Source organism: Mesorhizobium sp. WSM4816, assembly GCF_055811535.1.
In genome coordinates this window covers 1-21,629 of sequence record NZ_JBVVQR010000017.1, presented here as the reverse complement: position 1 = coordinate 21,629, position 21,629 = coordinate 1, and the positions used below count along the sequence as shown (strand labels likewise).

Genomic DNA, 21,629 nt, shown 5'->3' with positions numbered 1-21,629 from the left:
CGCCGGCCTCAAAGGGTGGTTTGCTGAAGATAGACACGGCCGGCGCCACGGACAGGGTCGATTCTTGCTCACTTCGTGGCTCGCCGGGTTCAGGCGAAGCTGCCGCCCGAAAGCCTATCGGTGCCGGATCGACTGAGCCCGCGCCTGCCTGCCTATGTCCGATGGCGGCACGCCGTACTGCCGCCGGAACAGTTGACGAAAATGATGCAGGTTCGAGAACCCCGCAGCCGCAGCCGCCTGCGGCACGGTTGCCTGGGTCGACCGCAGAGCGTGAAACGCTCGATCCAGCCGACTTGCAGTTACAAAGCGATGCGGCGGCATGCCGAAGGTGTTGGCAAAACTGCGCGCGAAGTGAAACGGGCTGAGTGCGGCGACCTCGGCAAGATCTCCCAAGGTCAGCGGTTTGTCGGCGGTGTCCAGCACCAGTTCCACCACACGCTGACGCCGCCGCGCGTCAAGCGTTCGTCGGATAAGATCGCGTCCACCGAAGTGCCGCCGCAGCACCTGGGCATAGGCGGCGCGAACCAGCGTCTCGGCCTCCATGTCCGACATCGGTATCCACCCGCGCAGGGCGGCGCGCAGTCTGGTCGCGACCGCCTGGATGATCGGGTCCTGCCAGCCATGCACGTCGTCGAGATCGGCGTGGCCTTCGACACGCATGTCCCGCGCCATCTCGCGGCGCAGCGCGGTCGCCCCGGTGATTTCCAGAACGTCGGAGGGAGAGTCCGTCTCCAACCAGGCGATCGGCGTGTCGCCGCCAAGCCCGATTGTCATAGCTGGCACGGGCCGTGGCCTTGCAATGCCATCGGCTACGCGCACAACGGCAGCCGCCTGGCCGGTGAAAGCCATGCCGATCGACCCGGGCGCCGACGTCGACTCGATCTCGCCGTCGCGCCATGCCGGCAAAAGGCAATGCGCCAATCGGAAGGTCTTGCGTTCCCGGCGGATGATCTCGGGTTGCGCGCGGCTCGTCATCCCTTTAGCTCCTCCCGCTGGTGTGGTGGGCGAAAACCGCCGCCTGAGCGGCACCGCGGCTAAAATACGCCGCTGATTTGCGGCATTTTTTCGTCCGCGGCCGATCGCCCTTGCGATGTCGACTGCCATCGGTTTTCCGTTGGCCTCGCGCATGTAGTCGTCAGTCATCTCATCGAGGACAGTGGTGGCTGAATTGCGAGGCGGGCGTCGCAATTCCATGGATCGTTCGGGCACCCTGTGAGTTATGCTGTCACCGAGGCGGGTGATTTTCATCAGGGAAGGAGCAAGGCGATGAAAAAAATGCTTCTCGCAGGGGTCGTTGCCGTGTCGGCGTCGACATCGCTGGCGCAGACGAGCACGGGCCCCCAGCCGACGCCGCCAGCGGTCGTTCCTGCGCCGCCCGCTGCCCAGCAGCCAGACGGGCCTGCCAATCTCTGCCAGGAGCTCCTCGCCTTCATGAAGGCGCCTGCCGAAGCGGCTAGCCCGACCGCGGCTGCCTCGGCTCAGCAGTCTGGCACATCTTCTACCAGCGCAGCCGCGCCCGCCAAGCCCGAGACCGGGACGGGCTCGGCGCAGAAAATTACCGGGCAGGCTGGGGTTGCCAGCGATGCTCCACAACCGAACAAGGAGAAGGTGGCCAGCGGATCGGCGACGAACGCGCCCCAGAAGGAAAGCAGGGCCGCGCCGGTGCCCCCCTCCGATACGTCAAGCACTCCCAAGGATTCCGTGATCAATGCCGCGAAAGCGGAGGAACTGGCCGCCGCCAATGACATTGCACAATGCCAGAAGACCGCGCGGGAAATGCGAGTGGCCGGCGTCGCCATGCCGCCGCCGTTGCTTGCACTGGCGGCGCTCGACCTGCAGTATCAGCAAAAGTCCGGTGCGGCCCCTCAGGGATCTGGCAATCCGCCTGTGACGGGGCAGGATCCGGCGCAGCAGACGCCGCCGCCACAATGAGTGACTGCGGACTTTGAGCACGTGAAAGGGAGAAGGCGGGATGGGTATGATCTTGACCGGAATTGTCGTTTCGATCGCAATTGCGTTCGGGGCCGGCTATTTTCTTCTGAGCGCGCAGCAGCAACAGCCAGCATGGCAGGTCTACAGCAGCGAGAGCACTCGCGTCGGCGATCCGGGGCACAATCTGGTCGGTCAAAACTGGACGGGCGAACCGGGCGACAACTCTACCGCAGCCGCGGAGGGCGAGGAGACACCTTCCTAAGACCTACGGTCGCTGACGTGGATTTCGAGGCCCGCGCAATGAAAGCCTGCGAGCACGCCAAAAAATGTCCGGACCTGGCCCGGGCATTTCGATTCCGCGCAGAAGCCGCTATTCAGCGGGTTCGGCCGCCGAGCGCGGCGGTATCGCACCTTTCGCCTCCTGGCTTTCGACCCAAAGCCTATGGTGCTCCTTCGCCCAGTTGATATCGACGGTGCCCGAACCCATTGCTTCATAAGCGCCTTCCATGCCGAGCGTGCCGATATAGATGTGAGCGATAATCACGGCGATCAGGATGACGCCGACAGTCGCGTGAACATATTGGGCCGTCTGCATGCCGTTTATGTCGGTGAATGCGAACGGGAACAGCATGAATATGCCCGACACCGACAGCGCAATTCCGCCGAGCACGACGGCCCAGAAGATGAGCTTCTGGCCGGTGTTGAAACGTCCGGCCGGCGGATGCGTCCTGTTGGTCTTGTCGAAAAAGCCGCCACCGACCTTGAGCCAATGCGCGTCATGGCGATCGGGAAGGTTATCCCAGACCCATGTCACCAGCATGATCAATATGCCGAGCATGAATGCCCAGGAGACGAAGTCGTGGGCGTATTTCGCCCAGATCGACCAGGTTGAAAATGCATCGGCCCCGATCAGCGGCATCAGCAGACGCTTGCCGAAGATAAAGTTCAAGCCGGTGATGGCCAGGATGATGAACGCCGTGGCAGTCATCCAGTGGGTCAGCCGCTCCAGAGCACCGAAGCGCAAGATTTTTACGCCCGATTCGGGCGCCTGTGTGCGGATGCGGCCCCTGTAGAAATAGAACAGCGCCAGCAGCAGCAAAATGCCTGTTATCGCGATGCCGCCGATCCACGGCAGCCAGCCCTCGTGGAAGCCGCGGTAATCGCGGCCTTGCGGTTGCTCGAGCAAGCCGGCGGCCGTATTGGGCAGGGTGACGCGCCCCTCGATCTTCCGCAGCTCATCAAGAAGCTGCCGTTCGTTCACCGCCTGAGCGGTCGGGTTGCTCCCGGATGGGGCTTGCGCGTACACGGGCGCCGCGACCAGCAGCGTGAGCGTCATGAACGCCGCGATAGCCTGCGGAATCAGTCGACCAAGCCTGTTGACCGGCATTTCTCCGTCCTCCCTGCTAGCTCCGTTGCGCGCGAGACGAGCCCAACTGCCTCCTACACGTCGATTGTTTCCCGATAGGCCGTTTGCCAGCCCCAGGCTCCCGAACCATAGCCACGCTGCGTCACACGCTCCTTGTAGATCGCCGCGATGATCTCCCCGTCGCCGGCCAGGAGCGACTTGGTTGAACACATTTCGGCGCAAAGCGGCAGCTTGCCTTCAGCCAGCCGGTTGGCTCCGTACTTGGCATATTCAATTTCGGTGGAATCACCTTCCGGGCCCGCGGCGCAGAAGGTGCATTTGTCCATCTTGCCGCGCGAACCGAAGTTGCCGACACGCGGATATTGCGGGGCGCCGAACGGGCAGGCGTAGAAGCAATAGCCGCACCCGATGCACAGGTCCTTGGAGTGGAGCACCACCGCGTCGGCCGTGGTGTAGAAGCAGTCGACCGGACAGACCGCCGCGCAAGGCGCGTCGGTGCAATGCATGCACGCCATCGAGACGGAGCGTTCGCCGGGCTTGCCGTCATTGATGGTGACGACGCGGCGCCGGTTGATGCCCCATGGCACGTCGTGCTCGTTCTTGCAGGCGGTGACGCAGGCATTGCACTCGATGCAACGATCAGCGTCGCAAAGGAATTTCATCCTGGCCATTTCTGTTCCTCCCGTTCACGCCGCAACGATTTGGCAGAGCGTGCACTTCGGCTCCTGCATGCCCGTCACTGGGTCGTAGCCGTAGGTGGTGATGCTGTTGACGCTCTCTCCCAGAACATATGGATCGGTGCCCTGTGGATAGTGGGCCCTGAGATCCTTGCCCTGGAACCAGCCGCCGAAGTGGAAGGGCATGAACGCGACGCCGCGGCCGACGCGCTCCGTGACCAGCGCCTTCACCCGCGCCTTCGCGTTGTTCTCCGCACCATTGACCCAAACCCAGGTCCCATCGCCGATGCCGCGTTCGGACGCGTCGGCCGGGTTGATCTCGACGAACATCTCCTGCTGCAGCTCGGCCAGCCATCTGTTCGACCGCGTTTCCTCGCCGCCACCCTCATATTCGACGAGCCGGCCGCTGGTCAGGATCAGCGGGAACGTCTTGGCGATGCCCTTTTCCACCGCCGCCTGCTGCACGCTGAAGCCTATGTTCGGCAACCGGAACTGCGTGGCGTCGGGATAGGTCGGATATTTTGCGACCAGATCCACCCTCGGCGAATAGATCGGCTCGCGATGGGTGGGTACCGGGTCGGGCAGGTTCCACGCTACTGCGCGCGCTTTGCCGTTGCCGTAGGGATGGCAGCCATGGCTGAGCACGACGCGCTGGATCCCGCCTGACAGATCCGTCGACCACGAGACCTTGTTGATGTCGTCGCCGATCTTTTCGATCACGGCGCGTTCTTGCGCCGTCAGATCCTTGTCCCAGCCGAGTTTCTTGAGCACGGCCATGGTGAACTCCGGATAGCCGTCGGTGAGTTCCGAGCCTTGCGTGTAGGAGCCTTCCGCCAATAGGGTCTGGCCGTTTCGTTCGACGCCGAAGCGGGCGCGGAACGGGCTGCCGCCGTCCATGACATGCAGGCCGGTGCTGTAAAGATTGGCCGTACCCGGGTGGCGGATCTCAGGCTTGCCCCAACATGGCCACGGCAGGCCGTAATAGTCGCCGCCGACCTCGGGATCATCCTTCGGAGCCCGCATCGTCACCAGGTCGAACTTGTGCTGGTTCTTCATATGCGCCTTGAGCCGCTCCGGCGACTGACCGCAATAGCCCGTCGACCAGCTCCCGCGGTTCATCTCGCGCAGCACGTCCTCCGGCACCGGACGGTCGCCCTCGACGGCTATCTTCTTGAACATCTTGTCGGCAAGCCCGAGCTTCTTCGACAACAGATAGATGACTTGGTAGTCGTCCTTCTGCTCGAAGCTCGGCTTTACGATCTGCTCGCCCCACTGGATGGCCCGATTCGAGGCGACCCGCGAGCCTGACGTCTCGAACTGCGTGCAGACCGGCAAGAGATAAGTGTTGTCCTTTCGCCCCGCCTCCACCGCCAGCGATGCCCAGGTGGTGGGATGGGGATCGGCGACGACAAGCAGCTCCAGGCCTGTCAGGCCTTTCATCGAATCCGGGATACGGGTGATACTGTTGCTGGCGTGGCCCTGAATGAACATGGCGCGCATGCTGTCGCGCTGCGCTATCTTGTCCTTGGGCAGCGAGACGGAATCGAACCATCTAGTCAGTGGGATGCCCGGGGTTTCCATGGCGTCCTTCGAGTCGAACTGGCTCAGCAGGTCCTCATAGGGGATCTCCCAGACGCGCGACCAGTGCTTCCAGGCGCTTTCCGTCAACCCGTAATAGAAGGGCAGGGTGACCACATCGAGCCCGATATCCGTCGCGCCCTGGACGTTGTCATGGCCGCGGAAGATGTTCGCGCCCGTCCCCGGCTTGCCGACATTGCCGGTGGCGAGACACAGTATGCAACTTGCGCGTGTATTGGCCGTGCCAACCGTGTGGTGTGTCTGGCCCATGCACCAGATCATCGTCGACGGCTTCTGCGTGGCGAACATCTCGGCGACACGCTTCACCTGATCGCCAGGCACGCCGGTGATCTGTTCAACCTCCTCCGGCGTGTATTTCGCGACTTCCTTGCGGACCTCATCCATCCCGTAGACGCGCTGCGCGATGAATTCCTTGTCCTCCCAGCCGTTCTCGAAGATGTGCCATAGCATGCCCCACAACAGCGCTATGTCAGTGCCGGACCGGAATCGGACGTACTCCGTCGCATGGGCGGCGGTGCGCGTGAAACGGGGATCGATGACGATCAGATTGGCCTGGTTGAGTTCCTTGCCTTCCAGCAGATGCTGCATCGCTATCGGATGCGCTTCAGCCGGGTTGCCGCCCATGATGATCATGGTCTTCGAATTGCGAATATCGTTGAAGGAGTTCGTCATCGCGCCGTAGCCCCAGGTGTTGGCTACGCCGGCGACGGTGGTCGAATGACAGATGCGGGCCTGGTGGTCCTGATTGTTTGTTCCCCACAGCGCCGCGAGCTTGCGGAAGAGATAGGTTCCTTCGTTGGAAAACTTGGCCGACCCCATCCAGTAGACGGATTCCGGGCCGGACTTTTCACGGATCTCGAGCAGTTTGTCGCCAATCCCATTGATTGCGTCGTCCCAGGAGACACGCTCCCACTGCCCTGCGGTGAGCTTCATCGGGTATTTCAGCCGGCGGTCGCTGTGCACGAGTTCGCGCACGCTTGCGCCCTTGGCGCAATGGGAGCCGCGGTTGATCGGGCTGTCCCACGAAGGCTCCTGACCGGTCCAAACTCCGTTCTGGACTTCGGCGGTAACGGTGCAGCCGACCGCGCAATGGGTGCAGACGCTTTTCTTCAGTTCTATAGGCACGCCTGGCTGCGGCGGACTTATGGCCGCCGCCTTCTGAACGGTGCCGAGATGGAACGACCCGAGTCCAGCCATTCCGCCGGCCGCGAGACCGGAGCGGCGAAGGAAGGTTCGCCGGTCGATGGGAGCGGAGGCGACCGTGCCCATCAATGTGTGCAATCTTGTGCGGCTCGCCTGACCGCTCTTGCGCTTGGTCAGCATGGCGCCCTCATTTCTTCAACGTCTCATAACCGTTCACACGGTAAAATGCCTTGACGTGCTCGGTCTCGCGGTAGCGAGCCCTGGTCTCCTCCTCACCGGGATCGTAAGCTTGCGCTTCTCCTGGAGTGAGCGTCACGGCGGCGGCGGCCACGGCGGTGGTGGATGCGCCGCCGAAGGCGCGAAGGAAATTGCGGCGGTTCATTGCCGTCTGTTGCTTTTCCTGCATCTGCCTTCCTCCCTATGTGTCGACGCGATCAGGTCACGAGCTTGGTCGCGCCTCCATGGCAAAGCCTTCGGCTTCGATGTCGATGAAAATCCGCCCCAACGCGCCGACTGCCCGGTAAAACCTGGCCGAGGCCGCGTTTTCCAGATCGGCCAAGAAACGGCTCGCCCACGGCGCGATGTGACGTTCAAAGAAGTCCCGCTCCTCGCCGGCGGGAACCACGAAATGGGTGGCGGCAAAGCCGCTCATGATCTCGAACAGCGTGCCGAGATGATCTTCCGGGTCAAAATGACCGTCCGCGCGTTCAAGGCCGAGGCGCCTCATGTCCCCGCGCAGGCGGGCAAGCGGCCGTTCGTTGAGAAAGCCGGTCAGGTAGTAGGAGGCGTAGGGAACGAGTTCGCCGCGCCCGACCCCGATGAAGAGCTCGAAATACTCGCGACTGACGGCAACCGGAGAGGCTGAAGAAGCGGCCTGGCCGAGTGCGGCATGAGCCTTGCCGAGCGCGGTCTCGGCGTCGCCTCGCAACCCGGAAAGCCGCGCCATGAGGTTTGCATCCGGAGCGGCTAGGAGAAGCGTGGCGAGCAGCGCGTACTCATCCGCGCGTGCGCTGTTCACGTCGTTGACGTCAGCATCTTCTACGCCGGGAACCAGAGCGTCAGCTCCGAACGACGTGCCGATTGCCTCCTCCAGGCGCAAGTCTGGGTTCATCTACTGACCTCGACCGTGCCCCTCAACGAGTGGGTAAAGTGAATACTAGTGCCCCGCCCGGCAATTGCAACAGCGACTGTGCCAAAATGGCAACAAATCCAGATCAGCGCGGCATGGCGCCGCCTTGGCGTCGCTGGCGATCGATCGGCGATGATTCCGCGGCGCCGGCGCCGGCGCCTTCGTCGCGGTCGATGGCGGTCCCGGCGCCGTCGGCCGAAGGAGATTCGGGGTTTGCCGGTTCGATCGAACTGTCCGGCGTGACAGAATCCGACCCATCGGCTGAGGCGTTCACGCCCTCGTCCGCCAAAACGGCGCTGGTCGCTGGCGCCTTCTCCGGCGCCTGCGAAGCCATGGCGGCGGGTGCCGGATCGGTCGGGTTGCCGCCGTTCGACAGGAAATCCACGACAGCTTCGCTGGATGCTTTCAAGGGGCCGAATCCCGCCATGGATCCAGGGCTGTTGAAGTCCCAGGCATATTCGGAAGGCCCGATATGATCACGAATTGCCGGATCGAGCGACCACATCTTGCGCAATGCGGCGCGCTTCAACATTTTGGGCACGCCTTTGCGCAGGAAGGCTGAAAGATCGCTTTGAGCGGTCAGATCCTCGAGGCGAGGGAGGGGCTCGGCGGGCTCGGCGGCCTCCGGCTCGACAATTGCTGGTGCAAGCTGCTCACCAGTATCGGCTGGCGCCGCAACTTCGTCAGGCGAAAGCTGATCGTTCTGCGGCCCCGCAGTCGAACTGTAACGCGCCGCCTGTTTCAGGCGCGACCAGCGGGCGAAGACATTGTCGCGTCCCGCGCTCATTCGGCATCATCCGTCGTTCCGGAACGAGGACCGCGCCTCGCCAGGGCATCAGGGTCCGCCCGATCGCGCTTGCGCTTGATGAAAGGACGCTCGACGTGATGCGTCTCGACAAAGGCGGCCAGCCATTGCTGAAGCTCGATCGGCATCGGCACGGCCTCGATGATGTCGGGGCCAGCCTCGGTCAGCGACTCGCCCTCGAAAGGGTCTGCGGTCACCAGGTGCAGCACAACTCCGGGTGGAGCATCGCTCGACCGGAGCGCGATCCACAGGCTAGGCCGCCCCGAACGGAGGTTGTCCCGGTACATGCCCGTGTCGCACCCGAAGAGCTCAAGCTTGAAAGTTCCGGCATAGAAGCGCGTCACGCCGTCTGATTCGTGCAGCACCGACCATGGCGCCGCGCTCGGCGCGCCCGCCAGCACGGCCACGGGAACCCAGACATGGTCGATCCACGGGTTGTCCAGAGTCCGTCGCTCGACGATCACCCCGACTTCCGCCGTCTCCTGCACCATGGCACCAATCCTCCTAGTTCACCGTCCCTGGGGCGCGAAACGGCAGGCCTGCGACAAGGTTCTGCGGCTTCATGCGGATCGTTCGGTCAGGGGTCATGGCCATTATGAGCCAGACGGGCCTGGCGCCCACCTGCGGCAGTACTTCGCCTGTGTCGGAGAAGGTGAGCCGGAACAGTGCAATCACGCGCTGTGCAGCCTCCGGGTCAAGTTCATCGCCGGCCCAGAGCGTGTTGCCGATGCGGGTCGCTTCGGCGTCGAGGCCGACGAACCAGGCCCAGTCCTCATCCTCGATCCGCTCCACCGGCTCGATCTCCACGTCCACCGCAAGTAGATGGCGAACCCAGATCTCCATTGCTGTAGCAAGGCCGCGCCGGGTCGGACTGCGCGCGCTGCCCAGCTTGAGCACCATATCGAAAGCGTCGCTCCTGGCGAAGTAACGCTCGGCATTGTTCTCGTCGAGTATCTCCAGTTCGGTGACGGCTGGGCCACCAAGCATGTTCAGGAGTGGCGAGGCATGGCGGTTCTGTTCATGCAGCTCTATGGTTTCGGCATCGGCGAGAAGCACGGCGCCCTCGTTAGACGTCACCCGTTGCGGCCGATAAAACAGCTCCGCGGCTCGCACGACGCAGGCGTCGTGCTGACCATCCAGCGCATTGCGCAGGACGACCTGCGCAAGCTGGTACATGAACAGCGGCGGGATAGTTTCGGCCGAGCCGCGCGCCAGCGCGAGATATGCGGCCTCGAGTGAGGGAGCGGCCAGCACATGGTCGCGAAAGGCGATCATGAACTCCCAGTTCTCGCGCGCATCCGGGTCCTCCAGGGCGGCGATCTCCTGCTTCGCGACCGGCCGGCGCGGATGATGCATCAAAAGCTCGTGATGCAGGCGCAGCTCCGCCGGGCAGGCCGTTTCGGGAGGGAGAAGCTCTGGCCGCGCAAAATATGCCTTCAGAAAGGAGTCGGTCACCAGCAGGCGCCCGGCCTCATCCCTGTCGAGAAGGTGATGACCTGAGGAAACCCAGAAATCCTTCACTTCTGCCTCCCGGCCAATGCTAGGAGATCGAACTTTTCCGTCGACTCCTCCTCGCCGTCGATTTCGACAAAGCGGAATGCCGTTGCCGGCTCCAGCCGGCTCGCCTTGCGATGCAGGGTTCGGAAACACTCGCGGGTGCCGGCCTGTTCGCTGGTGCGGTTGACCGCAATCAGCGTGTTTGGCGGGTGGTCGCACAGCGATTGCGCGAATTCTATCTCCTCTTCGGCGGCGGCGCGCGCCGTTTCGGTGTCCGGCGCACCGCATCGCACCACAAGCTGCTCGGCCAGCCGATCGACGGCTGCCGCGCGATCATGCGCGGACGCGTCGGTGACCACGACGAGGGTGGACCAGCCGAAACTGTCAATGCCGAGGAACCCGGCGCGGAACGCCTGCCGTTGCTTGCCGGAAAGCCTGGCCACATCGGCGCCGAAGAACAGGAAGGTGCCGGTCACCGCCCATTCGCCCGGTTCTGCAGCGCGCGAATAGACAAACTTATCCGATGGATCGAGGCGGATCGTTCGCGGCAGCTTCACAGCCATGGCGTGCCCGTCATCGGATCGAGCCAGGAGGGCCTGGCAAGCGCCTCGGGCAGGCTTCTTCGCTCGCGAAGCCCGTGAGAGGCCGTGTGGGAAATCAGCAGATCGCCGTTGCCGGCAAGCTCTGCATGCTCATCGCCCTTTCGGGGCAGCCGGTCGAGCCAGCGGCTGGCGATCGAACCGAAGCCGGTATCGCTCCATTCGTGGAATGCGGCCATCAGATGGCGGGAGAAGCTCGCAATGATCTCACCGGCATCGAGCGCCACGAAGCCGAGTTCGTCAAGCGCGCCAAGCAGCGGCCGCAGACCGGGCTCGCCGGCGCGGATGACGGCGGTGCGGATCATGCCGGAGAAGACGATCCAGTCGGGGATTTCGTTCTCCCGTGCCTCTTCCGGCCAGCCCAGGCGGGCGCCGCCGACGAGAACCCCGTCGACGCGAACAGTGTCGGGCCAGTCGAAGGTGATGGGCCGCGACGGCGGAGCATGGACCGCAAGCGCATCGGCAAGTGCGTTCATGCCGGCATAAATCGCGCGACGCGCATCCTCCAGCGGCTCTTCAGGCTCGAGCACCACTGCGAATTCGGCCAGATCGTAGCGGCGCACCCAGGCAAGCGTGCCTGCCCCTTCGTCTGCCGCAATCGCGCAGGCGTGCGCAAAGGCGTCACCGGCCTCTCTCAGCGGCACGAGGCTGTAAGGCGGTGGCAGTTGGAGGTCGCTGACAGAGGGCCGCATAGGCCGATCCATATTTTGATGACGGCGACTGTAATGTCTTTATAATACTTCCAGGCAAGAGGCGCTACCGCGTGGACAAGGAAGATGCCACGGGAGTCGGAATGAGCCTGGACAAACCACGCACGGTCCTGGTCTGCTCGTGCGAGCGGAGCATGCCACGCTTCGGCGCCAGCGTCGCCCGCGGATGCAAGGGCGCACGGGTCGAGGCGGGGGACCAGTTCTGCGGCGCGGAACTCGACCGGGTGCGCAGCGCCCTGAGCGGCGGCGAAGCAGTCACCATCAGCTGCACGCAGCAGGCGCCGCTTTTCGGCGACCTCGCCGAGGAACTCGGTTTCGCAGGCGATCTGGTTTTCGCAAACATTCGCGAGACGGGCGGCTGGTCGCAGGATGCTGCTGCTGCCGGCCCGAAAGCGGCGGCTCTGCTCGCCATGGCGGCCGAACCCGCTTCGCCACCCGCGCTGGTTACGCTTTCGAGCAATGGTGTCGTCCTGGTCTATGGCTGCGACGCCACGGCGATCGATGCGGGCCGGCAACTCGCCGAAAAGCTGGACGTCACTGTGTTGCTTAGCCGTCCGCGCGAAATCGCGCCGCACCGGGTCTGGGATTTTCCCGTCTTGCAGGGAACGATCCGGCAAGCGCGCGGCCATCTTGGCGCCTTCGAGCTGACAGTCGACGATTTCGCGGCGCCCAATCCATCTTCGCGCGATCGGCTTGGCTTTGGGATATCGCGGGATGGAGCGGTCTCGAACGCCGACATCATCCTTGATCTCTCCGGCGGAGCTCCGCTTTTCCCTGCTCATGAATTGCGCGACGGCTACGTGAAGGCCGATCCCGGCGATCGCGCCTCCGTCGCCGTTGCGATCGCAACGGCAGCCGATTTGGTTGGCGAGTTCGACAAGCCGCGCTTCATCGATTTCTCCGCCGATCTGTGCGCCCATTCGAGATCGCGCATCACCGGCTGCACCCGGTGCCTCGACCTGTGCCCGACTGGGGCGATAACGCCCGCCGGGAACCACGTCGCGATCGATGCGGAAGTATGCGCCGGCTGCGGCAGCTGCGCGGCGGCATGTCCCACGGGCGCTGCCGCCTACGCCGTGCCGGATGCCGCAACGCTGCTTCGGCGGCTGCGGACGCTTCTTGTCACCTATCGTGAGGCGGGCGGCCTGGATGCGATTGTGCTTTTCCATGATCTCGGCCATGGCGAGCCGCTGATCGACGCACTTGCCCGCTTCGGCGCGGGTCTGCCCGCAAATGTCCTGCCGGTCGCGGTGAACGAGATAACCCAGTTAGGAATCGAGGCGTGGACCGCGCCGGTCGCCTGGGGCGCTTGCGCCGTAAGGGCGCTGTCGTCGGCCAAGCCAAGGCATGAGCTTACCGGAATTGCCGCAAACATCGCAATCGCCAATCTTTTGAGCCGGTCTCTCGGTTATGGCGCGGAGGTCTGCGGATTGATCGAAGTGGACGATCCCGACATACTCGCCTCGGCGCTCGACCTGATTACTCCAGATGTTGCGTCGCGGCGCCCGGCGGCATTCCTGCCGCTCGGCAAGAAGCGCAGCCTGCTGACGAGCACCATGCTCGAGCTCCATCGAGCCGCGCCGACGCCGGTCGACCGGGTGGCGTTGCCTGCTGCAGCTCCGTTCGGCGGCCTGGGCGTCAATGTCGACGGCTGCACGCTCTGCCTCTCTTGTGTCTCGGCCTGTCCAACGGGGGCGCTTTCCGACAGCGAACAGCAGCCGGCTCTGTATTTTTCCGAGAGCGCCTGCGTGCAGTGCGGCCTTTGCGCCGCGACCTGCCCGGAGAAGGTCATCACCTTGACGCCGCAGGTGGATTTCCAGGCATGGGGTGCTCGCAGCCGGGTCGTGAAGCAAGAGGAGCCGTACAACTGCATCCGCTGCGCAAAGCCGTTCGGCACAAGGAGCACCGTCGAGCGGATCGTCGCCAAGCTCGAAGGCAAACACTGGATGTTTGCAGGCGAGAACGCACGGCGGCTCGACCTTGTACGGATGTGCGACAATTGCCGCGTCGATGCGGCGATGAATGAGGGCTTCGATCCTTATGCAGGCCCTGGTCGCTCGCCGCCGCGAACCACTGAAGACTATCTGCGGGAGCGCAAGGCCTCGAGCGACAAGGCGGTCTGAGCCCTCGGTCTGAGCCCTCGCTTTGGACTGCCCCTCGACATAGGTCGGGAGCACCGCCTTGCCGGCGTCAAGCGGAGAGCCGGTTTCGAGGGTTGCAATCAACACGCAAATAAACGGTTTTAGCAATCAAATCTTAGGCATAGCGTGACATGCTTGCCGCTCGGCTGACCACCGGGTGGCTCGAATGGATGTATGGGAAAGGGGGGCCTCAGGGCCCGTCGATTGGTAGATCGAACGCACCTCGACAGGCAGGACGATCCTGCCGTCACGGCGGAAGTTGAGCGACTTCTGGCGCAGCGCACGCGCGACATCCGGCTCAAAGGCGAGATCAAGCGCCTGTTTCAGGCACGTGTCTGGTCGCAAACGGCCAAGATCATCCGCGCCTGGATGACATGGGTTGCGTTCCTGGATGTCCTGACGCTGGCGCTCAACCTGGTGATGCTTCCAAGGTCGATCGCGCTATCCATGCTCTTGCCTGGCGCCATCATCCCTCCCGTCGCTGCAGCCGTGGTCCTTGTCTGGCGAAAACGGCGCCCGTCCTGGGTCCAGGGGGTTTCCCTGATCACAGGCATGTTCCTCATCCTGTTGTCGATCGTATTGGTCGGCGCAAGCGCCGGCGGCGAGTTCTACGAACGGCACTTGAACATCATGCTGTTCGTAGCGATTACCGCCATCATCATCTTCGGCGTCCCTCAGGCATGGACCGTGACGGTCGCGGCTTTGGCTCTCGGTCTCTATCTCGTCTTCCAGGTGCAGAACCCGGGCCTTGAGATTGGCAATGCGGTGGCTGCCACGTTGTTTTTTGCCAGCGGCATTCTCGCTACGGTCGCCGCGCGGCGTACGATGACAATTCTGGCTCAGAAGACTTTTCTGTTCGAGCTTCGAGACCGACACAGGGTTGCCGAACTGGCAGAAGCGAACGATCGGCTGGAGCTTCTGGCGAGAACCGATCCGCTGACTGGCGTCGACAATCGGCGCCGGATGACGGAAACGCTCGACCACGTCTGGGGCGGTGGCGGCAAATGCCCCGGCGGCGCCGCCATGCTGATGTGCGACATCGACGACTTCAAGAAGCTCAACGATCGTCTCGGTCATGCCGAGGGCGATCGTTGCCTCATCGAGGTCGCCCGCTTGATCCGGGAGAACGTGAGGCGCGATCGCGATCATGTTGCGCGCTACGGCGGTGAGGAATTTCTCGTGCTGCTTCCAAGTGTGAACGAGCAGGAGGCCGCCATTGTAGCCGAGCGAATTCGCGAGTGTGTGGAAGCTGCTCGTCTTCCTAATCCTGGATCCCGCGTGTCCCGCTATATCACCCTCAGCATCGGCGTGGCGGTCCAGGCGCCGGACCAGGCCATTTCGCCGGAGCAGCTCCAGCGCCAGGCCGATGAAGCACTCTATGTTGCCAAGCAGACCGGCCGCAATCGGGCGGTGTTCCACAGGCTGGAGTCATCGAGCCTTTTGGGCGCTCGGTCGATGCGGTGATGTCGAAGTTCAGTCGGTGCGTGTCTCGGCCTGAAGAAAGCGGATCAGGGCTGCCCGATCCTCGGCATTGCTGATCGTCTGTTCAGGCATCTTGGTGCCGGGGGTGTAGGCGTTCGGACCCAGCTCGAACAGCTCTGACACGGTTTCCGGTGTCCAGACGATGTCCATTTTCCGGAAAGCGGGCGAATAGTGGTAACCCGGCACGGACGCTATCTTGCGCCCGAAAATGCCATGCAGCGTCGGCCCGGCTCGATTGCCGTCGTTCGGGTCGAGCGTATGGCAGGCAACGCAGGCGCGAAATACTTCTGCGTCCGGATTGCCTGCGTATCTGGCCATCGGATCGGTCCTGCCTGCTGTAGCGGCTCCAAGACGCTCGCCCGTCTCGATGTTCCATTCCCGCACCAGATGGTCGGCGCCGCCAGCCAGAAGCGTCTTGCCGCCAGCCGCGAACGCAAGCGACCATACCGCCACGCCGGACGTGTCGAACGTGCGGATGGTGGAGAGGCTGATAGCGTCCAGCAACAGGATTCCATCACCGATGCCGGCGATGGCGAGATAGTTCGCGTCTGGCGTGGCGGCGAGAGCAGTCACCGGTTTGCCCAAGACCGGAACTTCCAGCTGCACTTTGCCGCGCCGGTCGAGCAGCCGCAGCTGCCCGTCAGCACCTGCGACGAACAGGCGGTCGCCGGACGCTCTTGCTAGCGCGTTGAGCGGCGTCGGCATGATGGCCCGAAGCGGAGCCGCCCCAGCCTGGCTCGGCCAAAAGATGACTGTCGCGTCATAGCCGGCGCTGACGAGGGTTGCGTCCGCCAGGAAGGCGAGCGCATTGACGTTTGCACGATGGCCTTCCAGGACGCGCGCTGGCCCACCGGCAAGCGGCCAGAGCCGGACGGTGGTGTCCCAGGACGCCGAAGCCAGCATCGATCCGTCGGGTGACAGTTCGAGGTCGGCGACAGGCCCGGTGTGACCCTCCAGGATGCGGGCCGGCTCGCCTCGACCGATTTGCCAGATCGCGATGCGACCATCCGCACCGGCGCTGACAAAGCGCCCGTTCGGCAATGCAGCGACGGCAGTTACCTCACCTTCATGAAAGAGCAGCACGTCGCGTGCTTCGCCGGTCTCAAGCGACCAGATGATTGCCTTGGTATCAAAACTGCCGGTTGCCACCGTTTTTCCGTCCGGTGCCACTGAAATCGCCCGCACCGGACCGCCATGCCCGCGCAGTTCCGCACCATGTGCCGTCGCGCCGGCGAGGAAAACCGCAGCGAGCAAAGCTGTTGCGAGCGTCTTATGCATTGCGCATCATACGTTTCCGTGTTCCGCTGGCGGGCAGCGTCTTTGCCGGGGAACAGCATGCGATCGCGACCCGACCAGCCGCACAGTCCAAGCTATTAGAGGCAATCCTATGACTCAAAACATGGAAACCGATGCCTTCAACGTGTCGATGCGCAAGTTCCTGAAGCAAGTCGGCGTCACCTCGCAGCAGGCGATCGAAAAGGCCGTGGCGGATGCGGGACTGAAAGGGCAGGGGCGCCTGACCGTGAGGGCCGTGATCACGGCCGAACGCGCCGGTCTGCACCACGTCGTCGAAGGCGACATCGACCTTGGCTGAACAGGTTCGGCGGTGCGCCCGGCGCTCCATCGACACCCCACATCAATGGAAGAATCGGACCTGCCCGGCCGGGTCGGTGTCATAGCCCGTGAGTTCTGCGGCGCGCTGAGTGAAGCTGTCCTCGGCCATGAGGCGGATCAGCGCCTGGATCGAAGGCTGGAAATAGGTTCGCTGCCGCATCAGCAGATCGAAATTCTCCCACGCCAATGACACGAATTTGAGGCCGGCGGCGCGCGCGGCGGCGCGTGTGGCAATGCCGCAATCGGCCCTGCCGGTCCGGATCGCGGCAGCGAGTTCCGGCCCTGTCAGGCATGGCGGCTCGAGCCGGTTCAACCGCCTCTGGCTGGCGCCGGCGCGGGCGACCAGGACATCCAGCAGCATTTGGGCTCCGGCCCCGACCTGGCGCATCGCGATCTTGGCGCCGCTTTCTAGGACATCGGCCAGGCTGTTGAGCGATCGGGGGTTGCCCGGCGGCAGCAGCAGCCCTTGTTCGCGCCGCGTGAAACCGATCAGCACCGCATCGTGCAGCCGCGGCATGGCGCGCGCGGCCTCCACATTCGGGTCGGCGGCATCACCGTGGAAATGGATCGCCGCAGCGGCAATCTCGCCACGCAAAAGACGCGCAACGCCGCCTGCCGTCCCCTCGGTCAGCGAGGCGAGGCCGGAGCCCGCCTGACGAAGGCTCCATTCAAGCAGGTCGTCCTGGCTGCCGCCGACTATGGGCGGCGGCTCGGGCGCAATCATTCCGTCGGGACGCGCCAATCCCGACAGAACCCACCGGTCGAGCTCGTTACGCGGAAACAGCCATTTGCCCGTCACTTTGCTGCACGGGATGCCGTTTTTGGCGACCAGCTCGTAAAGCTTGCGTTCGCCAAGGCGCAAATAGTCTGCGGCTTCTGCAGTCGTCAGCAAATCCATTCTGCAATCTTATGCATATTCCTGCGCAGGTTCAATTGTTTGACGAATGCGGAGTAAATGCAGCAGAAATAGCAGGACGACGCAGCGCAGGTGAAAGGGTATGTCAGAAGGCCTAAATGCATGGCAGCTTATCGCGAGTGGCGACGCGACGCTGATCTCGATAGTGCGGCTTTCGCTGACCATTACCCTGGCCGCCGTTGCAGTTGCGGCCGTCGTGGGGCTGCCGCTCGGGGCGTTGCTGGCACTGACCCGTTTTCCGGGACGTTCCGCGCTCGTCGTGCTTGTCAACGGCTTCATGGGCCTGCCGCCCGTAGTCGTCGGCCTGACCGTTTACCTGCTGTTGTCGCGATCAGGGCCGCTCGGCGCGTTCGGCCTGCTGTTCACACCGGCCGCCATGGTCATCGCGCAGGCGCTTCTCGTCCTGCCGATTATCGCGGCTCTGACGCGCCAGACCATCGAGGATTTGTGGCGCGAATATCGCGACGAACTGACGGCGATGGGCGTCGGCCCGACAGGCCGGGTGGCGACGCTCTTGTGGGACAGCCGTTTCAGCCTGATCACCGCAATGCTCGCCGGCTTCGGCCGGGCGGCCGCCGAAGTCGGCACGGTCATGATCGTCGGCGGCAATATCGAGGGCTTTACCCGAACCATGACCACCACGATCGCGCTCGAAACATCAAAGGGAGACCTGCCGCTCGCGATCGGGCTCGGCGTCATCCTGATCGGCCTCATTCTTGCCATCAATGCCGCTGCCTGGGGCCTGCGATTGTGGTCGGAGCAACGGGTGGCTTGATGATGCGGGCCGCGCTGACCGACCTTCCTCTCGTTCTGGACCGGGTCTCGCTCAGCGCCGGCGCCACGACCATGCTCGACCGCCTGAACCTGGCGATTGCTCCCGGTGCGCCGACACTGGTGCTCGGTCCCAATGGCGCGGGCAAGACGTCACTGCTTCGGGTTTGCATGGGACTTGCCGCGCCTTCCGCAGGAACTGTGAGCTGGGGTGGGCGCACCGATCGCGGCCTCGGCCGCCGGGCAATGCTGCTCCAGAAACCGGTGATGCTGCGCCGCTCCGTCGCCGCCAACGTGGCTTACGGACTGGCGCAAGCTGGCTGTCCGCGCCATCGTCGCGCGACACGCACCGAGGAACTTCTCGATCGTGTGGGCCTTCTGGGCCTGGCGGCGCGACCTGCGCGGCGCTTGTCCGGCGGCGAGCAACAGCGCGTGGCGCTTGCCCGCGCACTGGCGCGCGAACCCGAGGTCCTGCTGCTTGATGAGCCCACCGCCAGCCTTGATCCCGCTGCAACCCGCCATGTCGAGGAGATCATCCTCATGGCCTCCCAATCGGGCACCAAGATCGTCATGGCTTCGCACGATCTCGGTCAGGTGCGACGGCTCGCGGGAGATGTCGTCTTCCTCGTTCGCGGCCGACTGTGCGAGCACGCCAGCGCCGGTGATTTTTTCGATCGCCCCGCATCCGCAGAAGCTGCAGCCTTTATCCATGGGGAACTCGTTCTTTGACTGCGGAAATGGAGCTTCCAGTGCTGAACCGTCGGCAGTTTACCGCAATTGCGGTAATTTTGACCTTCCTCGCCTCCAGCGGCGCATCGGCCAGCGCACAGGAACAGTCGATCGTGGTGGCCTCGACGACGTCGACGCGGGATGCCGGCCTTTTCGACCACATACTGCCGTTGTTCACCACAAGGACCGGTATCGAGGTGAGGGTGGTCGCGCAGGGAACCGGCCAGGCGCTCGACGCCGGCCGCCGGGGAGACGCAGACGTCGTCTTCGTCCATGCCAGGGCGCAGGAGGAGAAATTCGTCCAGCAAGGTTTTGGCGTGAGACGCTTCGATGTGATGTACAATGATTTCGTCCTGATTGGGCCCAGAAGCGACCCGGCCGGCATCAAGGGTTCGCCGGATATCGCAGTCGCCTTGACATCGATCCAGAGCAAAAAAGCTGTTTTTGTTTCCCGCGGCGACAAATCCGGAACCCACTTTGCTGAACTCGGACTCTGGAAGGCGGCAGGTGTCGATATCGCGGCGGTGGGGGACCCCTGGTACAAGGAGATAGGGCAGGGCATGGGCGCTGCGCTCAACACAGCCAGCGCTATGGACGCCTATGTGCTTTCCGATCGCGCCACATGGCTGGCGTTCAAGAACCGCGGCGAACTGGAGATCGTGGTCGAAGGCGACAAAAGGCTGTTCAACCAGTACGGCGTCATCCTGGTGAACCCCGCGAGGCATCCGAACGTCAAGGCCGAACCCGGCCAACGCTTCATAGATTGGCTGATCTCGCCGGAAGGACAGCAGGCGATCGGCGAGTACACCATTGACGGCCAGCAACTCTTCTTCCCGAACGCTGAGCAGCAGCGCTCCTGAAGTCGGTTGCAAAGCGGTTCGCATCTGCCCCATCATCGGACATGATGAGAATGCAGCCTTCCGTCGGCGCGCTGACCGGTCTCGAAGCGGCTCTCGCCGCACTCCTCGACGGAGTGGAGCCGGTTGCGCCCACTCTTTTGCCGCTTGACCAGACGCTTGGGAAGATCGGCGCCGCCATGCCGCCCCGGGCACGCGCGCAGCCCATCCGCGACACGGCAAGGACAGACGGCTGGGCGTGCCGCGCGCTCGATCTTGCTGGTGCGTCGGCCTATTCGCCGCTGCCGCTGATGGCATTTCCGGTCTGGATAGAAGCAGGCGGCGCCATGCCGGAGGGATGCGATTGCGTTCTCGATGCCGATCTCATCGATTGCAGCGGCCCGATGCCCCAGGCGCTCGATGAAGCAGCTCCGGGCCAGGGCGTGCGACGCGCTGGCGAGGACATGGCGGCGGGCCGACCGCTGATCATTGCTGGGCACAGGCTGTCGGCCGCGGATCTCCTGACCGTGCGAAGTGCAGGGATTGGTGAAATTGCGGTGCGGATGCCGCAGGTGCGCCTGATCGATGTCGCCGCCCCAACGAGCGATACTTTCACGGGCCATCTTGTCGCCGACCTCGCAAGAGCTTCTGGCGCGACGGTGTTCGATATCGAAACGGTTTCGCGCGACGCCAAATCCGTCGCCCAGGCGCTTGGCAATGCAGCCGGCGATCTGATCATCCTGATTGGAGGCACTGGTGCGGGGCGCGCCGACGCTACAGCCGACGCGCTTGCCGCGCGTGGGGCGCTCATCGCCCACAACATAGCGCTACAGCCCGGCCGAACCGCGGCGATCGGACGGCGCGATGCGGTCCCGATCATTGCTCTCCCCGGCGCGCCCGATCAGGCTCTTGCCGCCTTTCTGGCGCTGGTTCAACCGGCTATCGATCGCCTGACGGACAGGAGCGCCCGGCGACAGACGGTCCTGGCGCTGGAGCGGAAAATCTCGTCCACGGTCGGACTGGCCGAGATCGTCCTGCTGAACCAGCAACAAGACAGATGGCGGCCGCTTGCGATAGGAGATTTTTCGCTGGAGGCGATCCGCCTGGCGGATGCATGGCTTGCCATTCCAGGCGGCAGTGAGGGTTGGGCCGCGGGAACACCTGTCGGCGCCTTTGTGTTCGACGATCCCAGATGAGTCGGTGATGACCAGATCCACCCGCCCAGATACCGGCCAGGAGCATACCGGCCAGGAGCAGTTCCTGACGGTCCTGTCGCGCGACGAGGCGCTCGCCCGTTTCGAGGCGGTGCTATTTCCCAGGACGACCCCGACCGAAGAACTGATGCTGGCGGATGCGCTTGGGCTGCCGCTTGCCGATGATGTCACGGCTCCGATCGACGTGCCGCCCTTCGACCGTTCGAACGTCGATGGTTTTGCCGTGCGCGCCGCCGACATGGCCACCGCGTCGGAGGCGCTTCCTGCCAGGCTCCTGCTCAACCGCGAAACCATCGCCTGCGGTGTCGCCCCGCAAATCCCTGTGCTCGCAGGCACCGCTACCTCGATCGCGACGGGCGGGCCGGTGCCGCGCGGCGCTGATGCCATCGTCATGGTGGAGCACACACACCCAGCCGAAGGCGATGCCATCGAGGTCAGGCGCGGAGCCTCGCCCGGCCAGTTCATCTCG

22 protein-coding genes and 1 pseudogene are annotated in these 21,629 nt (G+C 63.9%); 10 read left to right on the top strand and 13 right to left on the bottom strand.

Annotated features, from left to right (window positions below; translation table 11 throughout):
* Window positions 1–114: 114 nt before the first annotated feature.
* Window positions 115–975, bottom strand: a complete 861-nt coding sequence (locus AC0L3H_RS18815) for a helix-turn-helix domain-containing protein (RefSeq protein ID WP_473586452.1) — start codon at window positions 973–975, stop codon at window positions 115–117.
* A 456-nt stretch (window positions 976–1,431) separates the two neighbouring features.
* Here AC0L3H_RS18815 and AC0L3H_RS18810 point away from each other — a divergent pair, with 456 nt between their 5' ends.
* Both AC0L3H_RS18810 and AC0L3H_RS18805 read left to right on the top strand, forming a co-directional pair.
* A complete protein-coding gene (locus AC0L3H_RS18810; protein WP_473586451.1) occupies window positions 1,432–1,932 on the top strand; it encodes a hypothetical protein in 501 nt (166 codons plus the stop codon).
* Between the two features lie 46 nt (window positions 1,933–1,978).
* Complete coding sequence (locus AC0L3H_RS18805) at window positions 1,979–2,194, top strand: hypothetical protein (RefSeq protein ID WP_287180486.1); 216 nt, start codon at window positions 1,979–1,981, stop codon at window positions 2,192–2,194.
* A gap of 108 nt (window positions 2,195–2,302) precedes the next feature.
* Here AC0L3H_RS18805 and AC0L3H_RS18800 read toward each other — a convergent pair whose 3' ends face one another.
* From AC0L3H_RS18800 to AC0L3H_RS18755, 10 genes are all read right to left on the bottom strand, one after another.
* Window positions 2,303–3,319 (bottom strand): formate dehydrogenase subunit gamma, encoded by a 1,017-nt coding sequence (locus tag AC0L3H_RS18800; RefSeq protein WP_473586450.1) that lies wholly within the window; start codon window positions 3,317–3,319, stop codon window positions 2,303–2,305.
* A 53-nt stretch (window positions 3,320–3,372) separates the two neighbouring features.
* Window positions 3,373–3,969, bottom strand: coding sequence for a formate dehydrogenase FDH3 subunit beta (gene fdh3B, locus AC0L3H_RS18795; protein WP_027151217.1), 597 nt, complete (start codon window positions 3,967–3,969; stop codon window positions 3,373–3,375).
* 15 nt (window positions 3,970–3,984) lie between these two features.
* The gene (locus AC0L3H_RS18790; protein WP_473586449.1) at window positions 3,985–6,897 is read right to left on the bottom strand and encodes a formate dehydrogenase subunit alpha; all 2,913 of its coding nucleotides are present in this window, start codon (window positions 6,895–6,897) and stop codon (window positions 3,985–3,987) included.
* A gap of 7 nt (window positions 6,898–6,904) precedes the next feature.
* Window positions 6,905–7,123 carry a formate dehydrogenase gene (locus tag AC0L3H_RS18785; RefSeq protein WP_029350210.1) on the bottom strand — a complete coding sequence of 73 codons (219 nt, stop codon included), beginning with the start codon at window positions 7,121–7,123 and terminating at the stop codon, window positions 6,905–6,907.
* 33 nt (window positions 7,124–7,156) lie between these two features.
* The gene (locus tag AC0L3H_RS18780) at window positions 7,157–7,816 is read right to left on the bottom strand and encodes a TorD/DmsD family molecular chaperone (protein WP_473586448.1); all 660 of its coding nucleotides are present in this window, start codon (window positions 7,814–7,816) and stop codon (window positions 7,157–7,159) included.
* 115 nt (window positions 7,817–7,931) lie between these two features.
* The gene (locus AC0L3H_RS18775) at window positions 7,932–8,633 is read right to left on the bottom strand and encodes a DUF3306 domain-containing protein (protein ID WP_473586447.1); all 702 of its coding nucleotides are present in this window, start codon (window positions 8,631–8,633) and stop codon (window positions 7,932–7,934) included.
* Window positions 8,630–9,142, bottom strand: a complete 513-nt coding sequence (locus AC0L3H_RS18770; protein ID WP_473586446.1) for a DUF3305 domain-containing protein — start codon at window positions 9,140–9,142, stop codon at window positions 8,630–8,632. Before AC0L3H_RS18770 ends, AC0L3H_RS18775 begins: the two co-directional genes overlap by 4 nt.
* Window positions 9,143–9,155: 13 nt before the next feature.
* Window positions 9,156–10,172 carry a DUF6352 family protein gene (locus AC0L3H_RS18765; RefSeq protein WP_473586445.1) on the bottom strand — a complete coding sequence of 339 codons (1,017 nt, stop codon included), beginning with the start codon at window positions 10,170–10,172 and terminating at the stop codon, window positions 9,156–9,158.
* Complete coding sequence (locus AC0L3H_RS18760) at window positions 10,169–10,711, bottom strand: DUF6505 family protein (protein WP_473586444.1); 543 nt, start codon at window positions 10,709–10,711, stop codon at window positions 10,169–10,171. The genes AC0L3H_RS18765 and AC0L3H_RS18760 overlap by 4 nt, the downstream gene beginning before the upstream one ends.
* A complete protein-coding gene (locus tag AC0L3H_RS18755; RefSeq protein WP_473586443.1) occupies window positions 10,702–11,439 on the bottom strand; it encodes a biotin/lipoate--protein ligase family protein in 738 nt (245 codons plus the stop codon). The genes AC0L3H_RS18760 and AC0L3H_RS18755 overlap by 10 nt, the downstream gene beginning before the upstream one ends.
* Window positions 11,440–11,540: 101 nt before the next feature.
* Here AC0L3H_RS18755 and AC0L3H_RS18750 point away from each other — a divergent pair, with 101 nt between their 5' ends.
* Complete coding sequence (locus AC0L3H_RS18750) at window positions 11,541–13,580, top strand: 4Fe-4S binding protein (protein WP_473586442.1); 2,040 nt, start codon at window positions 11,541–11,543, stop codon at window positions 13,578–13,580.
* Between the two features lie 222 nt (window positions 13,581–13,802).
* Window positions 13,803–15,062, top strand: coding sequence for a GGDEF domain-containing protein (locus tag AC0L3H_RS18745; RefSeq protein WP_236473696.1), 1,260 nt, complete (start codon window positions 13,803–13,805; stop codon window positions 15,060–15,062).
* A 9-nt stretch (window positions 15,063–15,071) separates the two neighbouring features.
* Here AC0L3H_RS18745 and AC0L3H_RS18740 read toward each other — a convergent pair whose 3' ends face one another.
* Window positions 15,072–16,358: a hypothetical protein gene (locus tag AC0L3H_RS18740; RefSeq protein ID WP_473490873.1), complete on the bottom strand. Its 1,287-nt coding sequence runs from the start codon at window positions 16,356–16,358 to the stop codon at window positions 15,072–15,074.
* Window positions 16,359–16,467: 109 nt separating this feature from the next.
* Between AC0L3H_RS18740 and AC0L3H_RS18735 the strand changes: the two genes are divergently transcribed.
* Entirely contained in the window at window positions 16,468–16,674 is a 207-nt protein-coding gene (locus AC0L3H_RS18735; protein WP_031254328.1) for a DUF6494 family protein, read from the top strand.
* Between the two features lie 42 nt (window positions 16,675–16,716).
* Here the strand turns inward: AC0L3H_RS18735 and AC0L3H_RS18730 are convergent, their stop codons facing one another.
* A complete protein-coding gene (locus AC0L3H_RS18730) occupies window positions 16,717–17,592 on the bottom strand; it encodes a substrate-binding domain-containing protein (protein ID WP_473586441.1) in 876 nt (291 codons plus the stop codon).
* A gap of 100 nt (window positions 17,593–17,692) precedes the next feature.
* Here AC0L3H_RS18730 and AC0L3H_RS18725 point away from each other — a divergent pair, with 100 nt between their 5' ends.
* The 5 genes and pseudogenes from AC0L3H_RS18725 to AC0L3H_RS18705 all read left to right on the top strand — a co-directional run.
* A complete protein-coding gene (locus AC0L3H_RS18725; protein WP_128173391.1) occupies window positions 17,693–18,385 on the top strand; it encodes an ABC transporter permease in 693 nt (230 codons plus the stop codon).
* Window positions 18,386–18,387: 2 nt separating this feature from the next.
* A complete protein-coding gene (locus AC0L3H_RS18720) occupies window positions 18,388–19,110 on the top strand; it encodes an ATP-binding cassette domain-containing protein (protein ID WP_128166679.1) in 723 nt (240 codons plus the stop codon).
* A 47-nt stretch (window positions 19,111–19,157) separates the two neighbouring features.
* A complete protein-coding gene (locus AC0L3H_RS18715) occupies window positions 19,158–19,970 on the top strand; it encodes an ABC transporter substrate-binding protein (protein WP_287171348.1) in 813 nt (270 codons plus the stop codon).
* A 50-nt stretch (window positions 19,971–20,020) separates the two neighbouring features.
* On the top strand, window positions 20,021–21,142 hold the full coding sequence (locus tag AC0L3H_RS18710; RefSeq protein WP_473586440.1) for a molybdopterin-binding protein: 1,122 nt from the start codon (window positions 20,021–20,023) through the stop codon (window positions 21,140–21,142).
* Between the two features lie 7 nt (window positions 21,143–21,149).
* Window positions 21,150–21,629: pseudogene (locus tag AC0L3H_RS18705) on the top strand (molybdopterin biosynthesis protein); the annotation flags it as partial.

Bases quoted from the DNA above. Each gene is read 5' to 3' on its own strand.
- AC0L3H_RS18815 (WP_473586452.1), bottom strand. From the start codon at position 975: ATGACGAGCCGCGCGCAACCCGAGATCATCCGCCGGGAACGCAAGACC.
- AC0L3H_RS18805 (WP_287180486.1), top strand. From the start codon at position 1,979: ATGATCTTGACCGGAATTGTCGTTTCGATCGCAATTGCGTTCGGGGCC.
- AC0L3H_RS18800 (WP_473586450.1), bottom strand. From the start codon at position 3,319: ATGCCGGTCAACAGGCTTGGTCGACTGATTCCGCAGGCTATCGCGGCG.
- AC0L3H_RS18755 (WP_473586443.1), bottom strand. From the start codon at position 11,439: ATGCGGCCCTCTGTCAGCGACCTCCAACTGCCACCGCCTTACAGCCTC.
- AC0L3H_RS18735 (WP_031254328.1), top strand. From the start codon at position 16,468: ATGACTCAAAACATGGAAACCGATGCCTTCAACGTGTCGATGCGCAAG.
- AC0L3H_RS18790 (WP_473586449.1), bottom strand. From the start codon at position 6,897: ATGCTGACCAAGCGCAAGAGCGGTCAGGCGAGCCGCACAAGATTGCAC.
- AC0L3H_RS18730 (WP_473586441.1), bottom strand. From the start codon at position 17,592: ATGGATTTGCTGACGACTGCAGAAGCCGCAGACTATTTGCGCCTTGGC.
- AC0L3H_RS18760 (WP_473586444.1), bottom strand. From the start codon at position 10,711: ATGGCTGTGAAGCTGCCGCGAACGATCCGCCTCGATCCATCGGATAAG.
- fdh3B (WP_027151217.1), bottom strand. From the start codon at position 3,969: ATGGCCAGGATGAAATTCCTTTGCGACGCTGATCGTTGCATCGAGTGC.
- AC0L3H_RS18725 (WP_128173391.1), top strand. From the start codon at position 17,693: ATGTCAGAAGGCCTAAATGCATGGCAGCTTATCGCGAGTGGCGACGCG.
- AC0L3H_RS18720 (WP_128166679.1), top strand. From the start codon at position 18,388: ATGCGGGCCGCGCTGACCGACCTTCCTCTCGTTCTGGACCGGGTCTCG.
- AC0L3H_RS18740 (WP_473490873.1), bottom strand. From the start codon at position 16,358: ATGCATAAGACGCTCGCAACAGCTTTGCTCGCTGCGGTTTTCCTCGCC.
- AC0L3H_RS18775 (WP_473586447.1), bottom strand. From the start codon at position 8,633: ATGAGCGCGGGACGCGACAATGTCTTCGCCCGCTGGTCGCGCCTGAAA.
- AC0L3H_RS18750 (WP_473586442.1), top strand. From the start codon at position 11,541: ATGAGCCTGGACAAACCACGCACGGTCCTGGTCTGCTCGTGCGAGCGG.
- AC0L3H_RS18785 (WP_029350210.1), bottom strand. From the start codon at position 7,123: ATGCAGGAAAAGCAACAGACGGCAATGAACCGCCGCAATTTCCTTCGC.
- AC0L3H_RS18770 (WP_473586446.1), bottom strand. From the start codon at position 9,142: ATGGTGCAGGAGACGGCGGAAGTCGGGGTGATCGTCGAGCGACGGACT.
- AC0L3H_RS18810 (WP_473586451.1), top strand. From the start codon at position 1,432: ATGAAGGCGCCTGCCGAAGCGGCTAGCCCGACCGCGGCTGCCTCGGCT.
- AC0L3H_RS18710 (WP_473586440.1), top strand. From the start codon at position 20,021: ATGCAGCCTTCCGTCGGCGCGCTGACCGGTCTCGAAGCGGCTCTCGCC.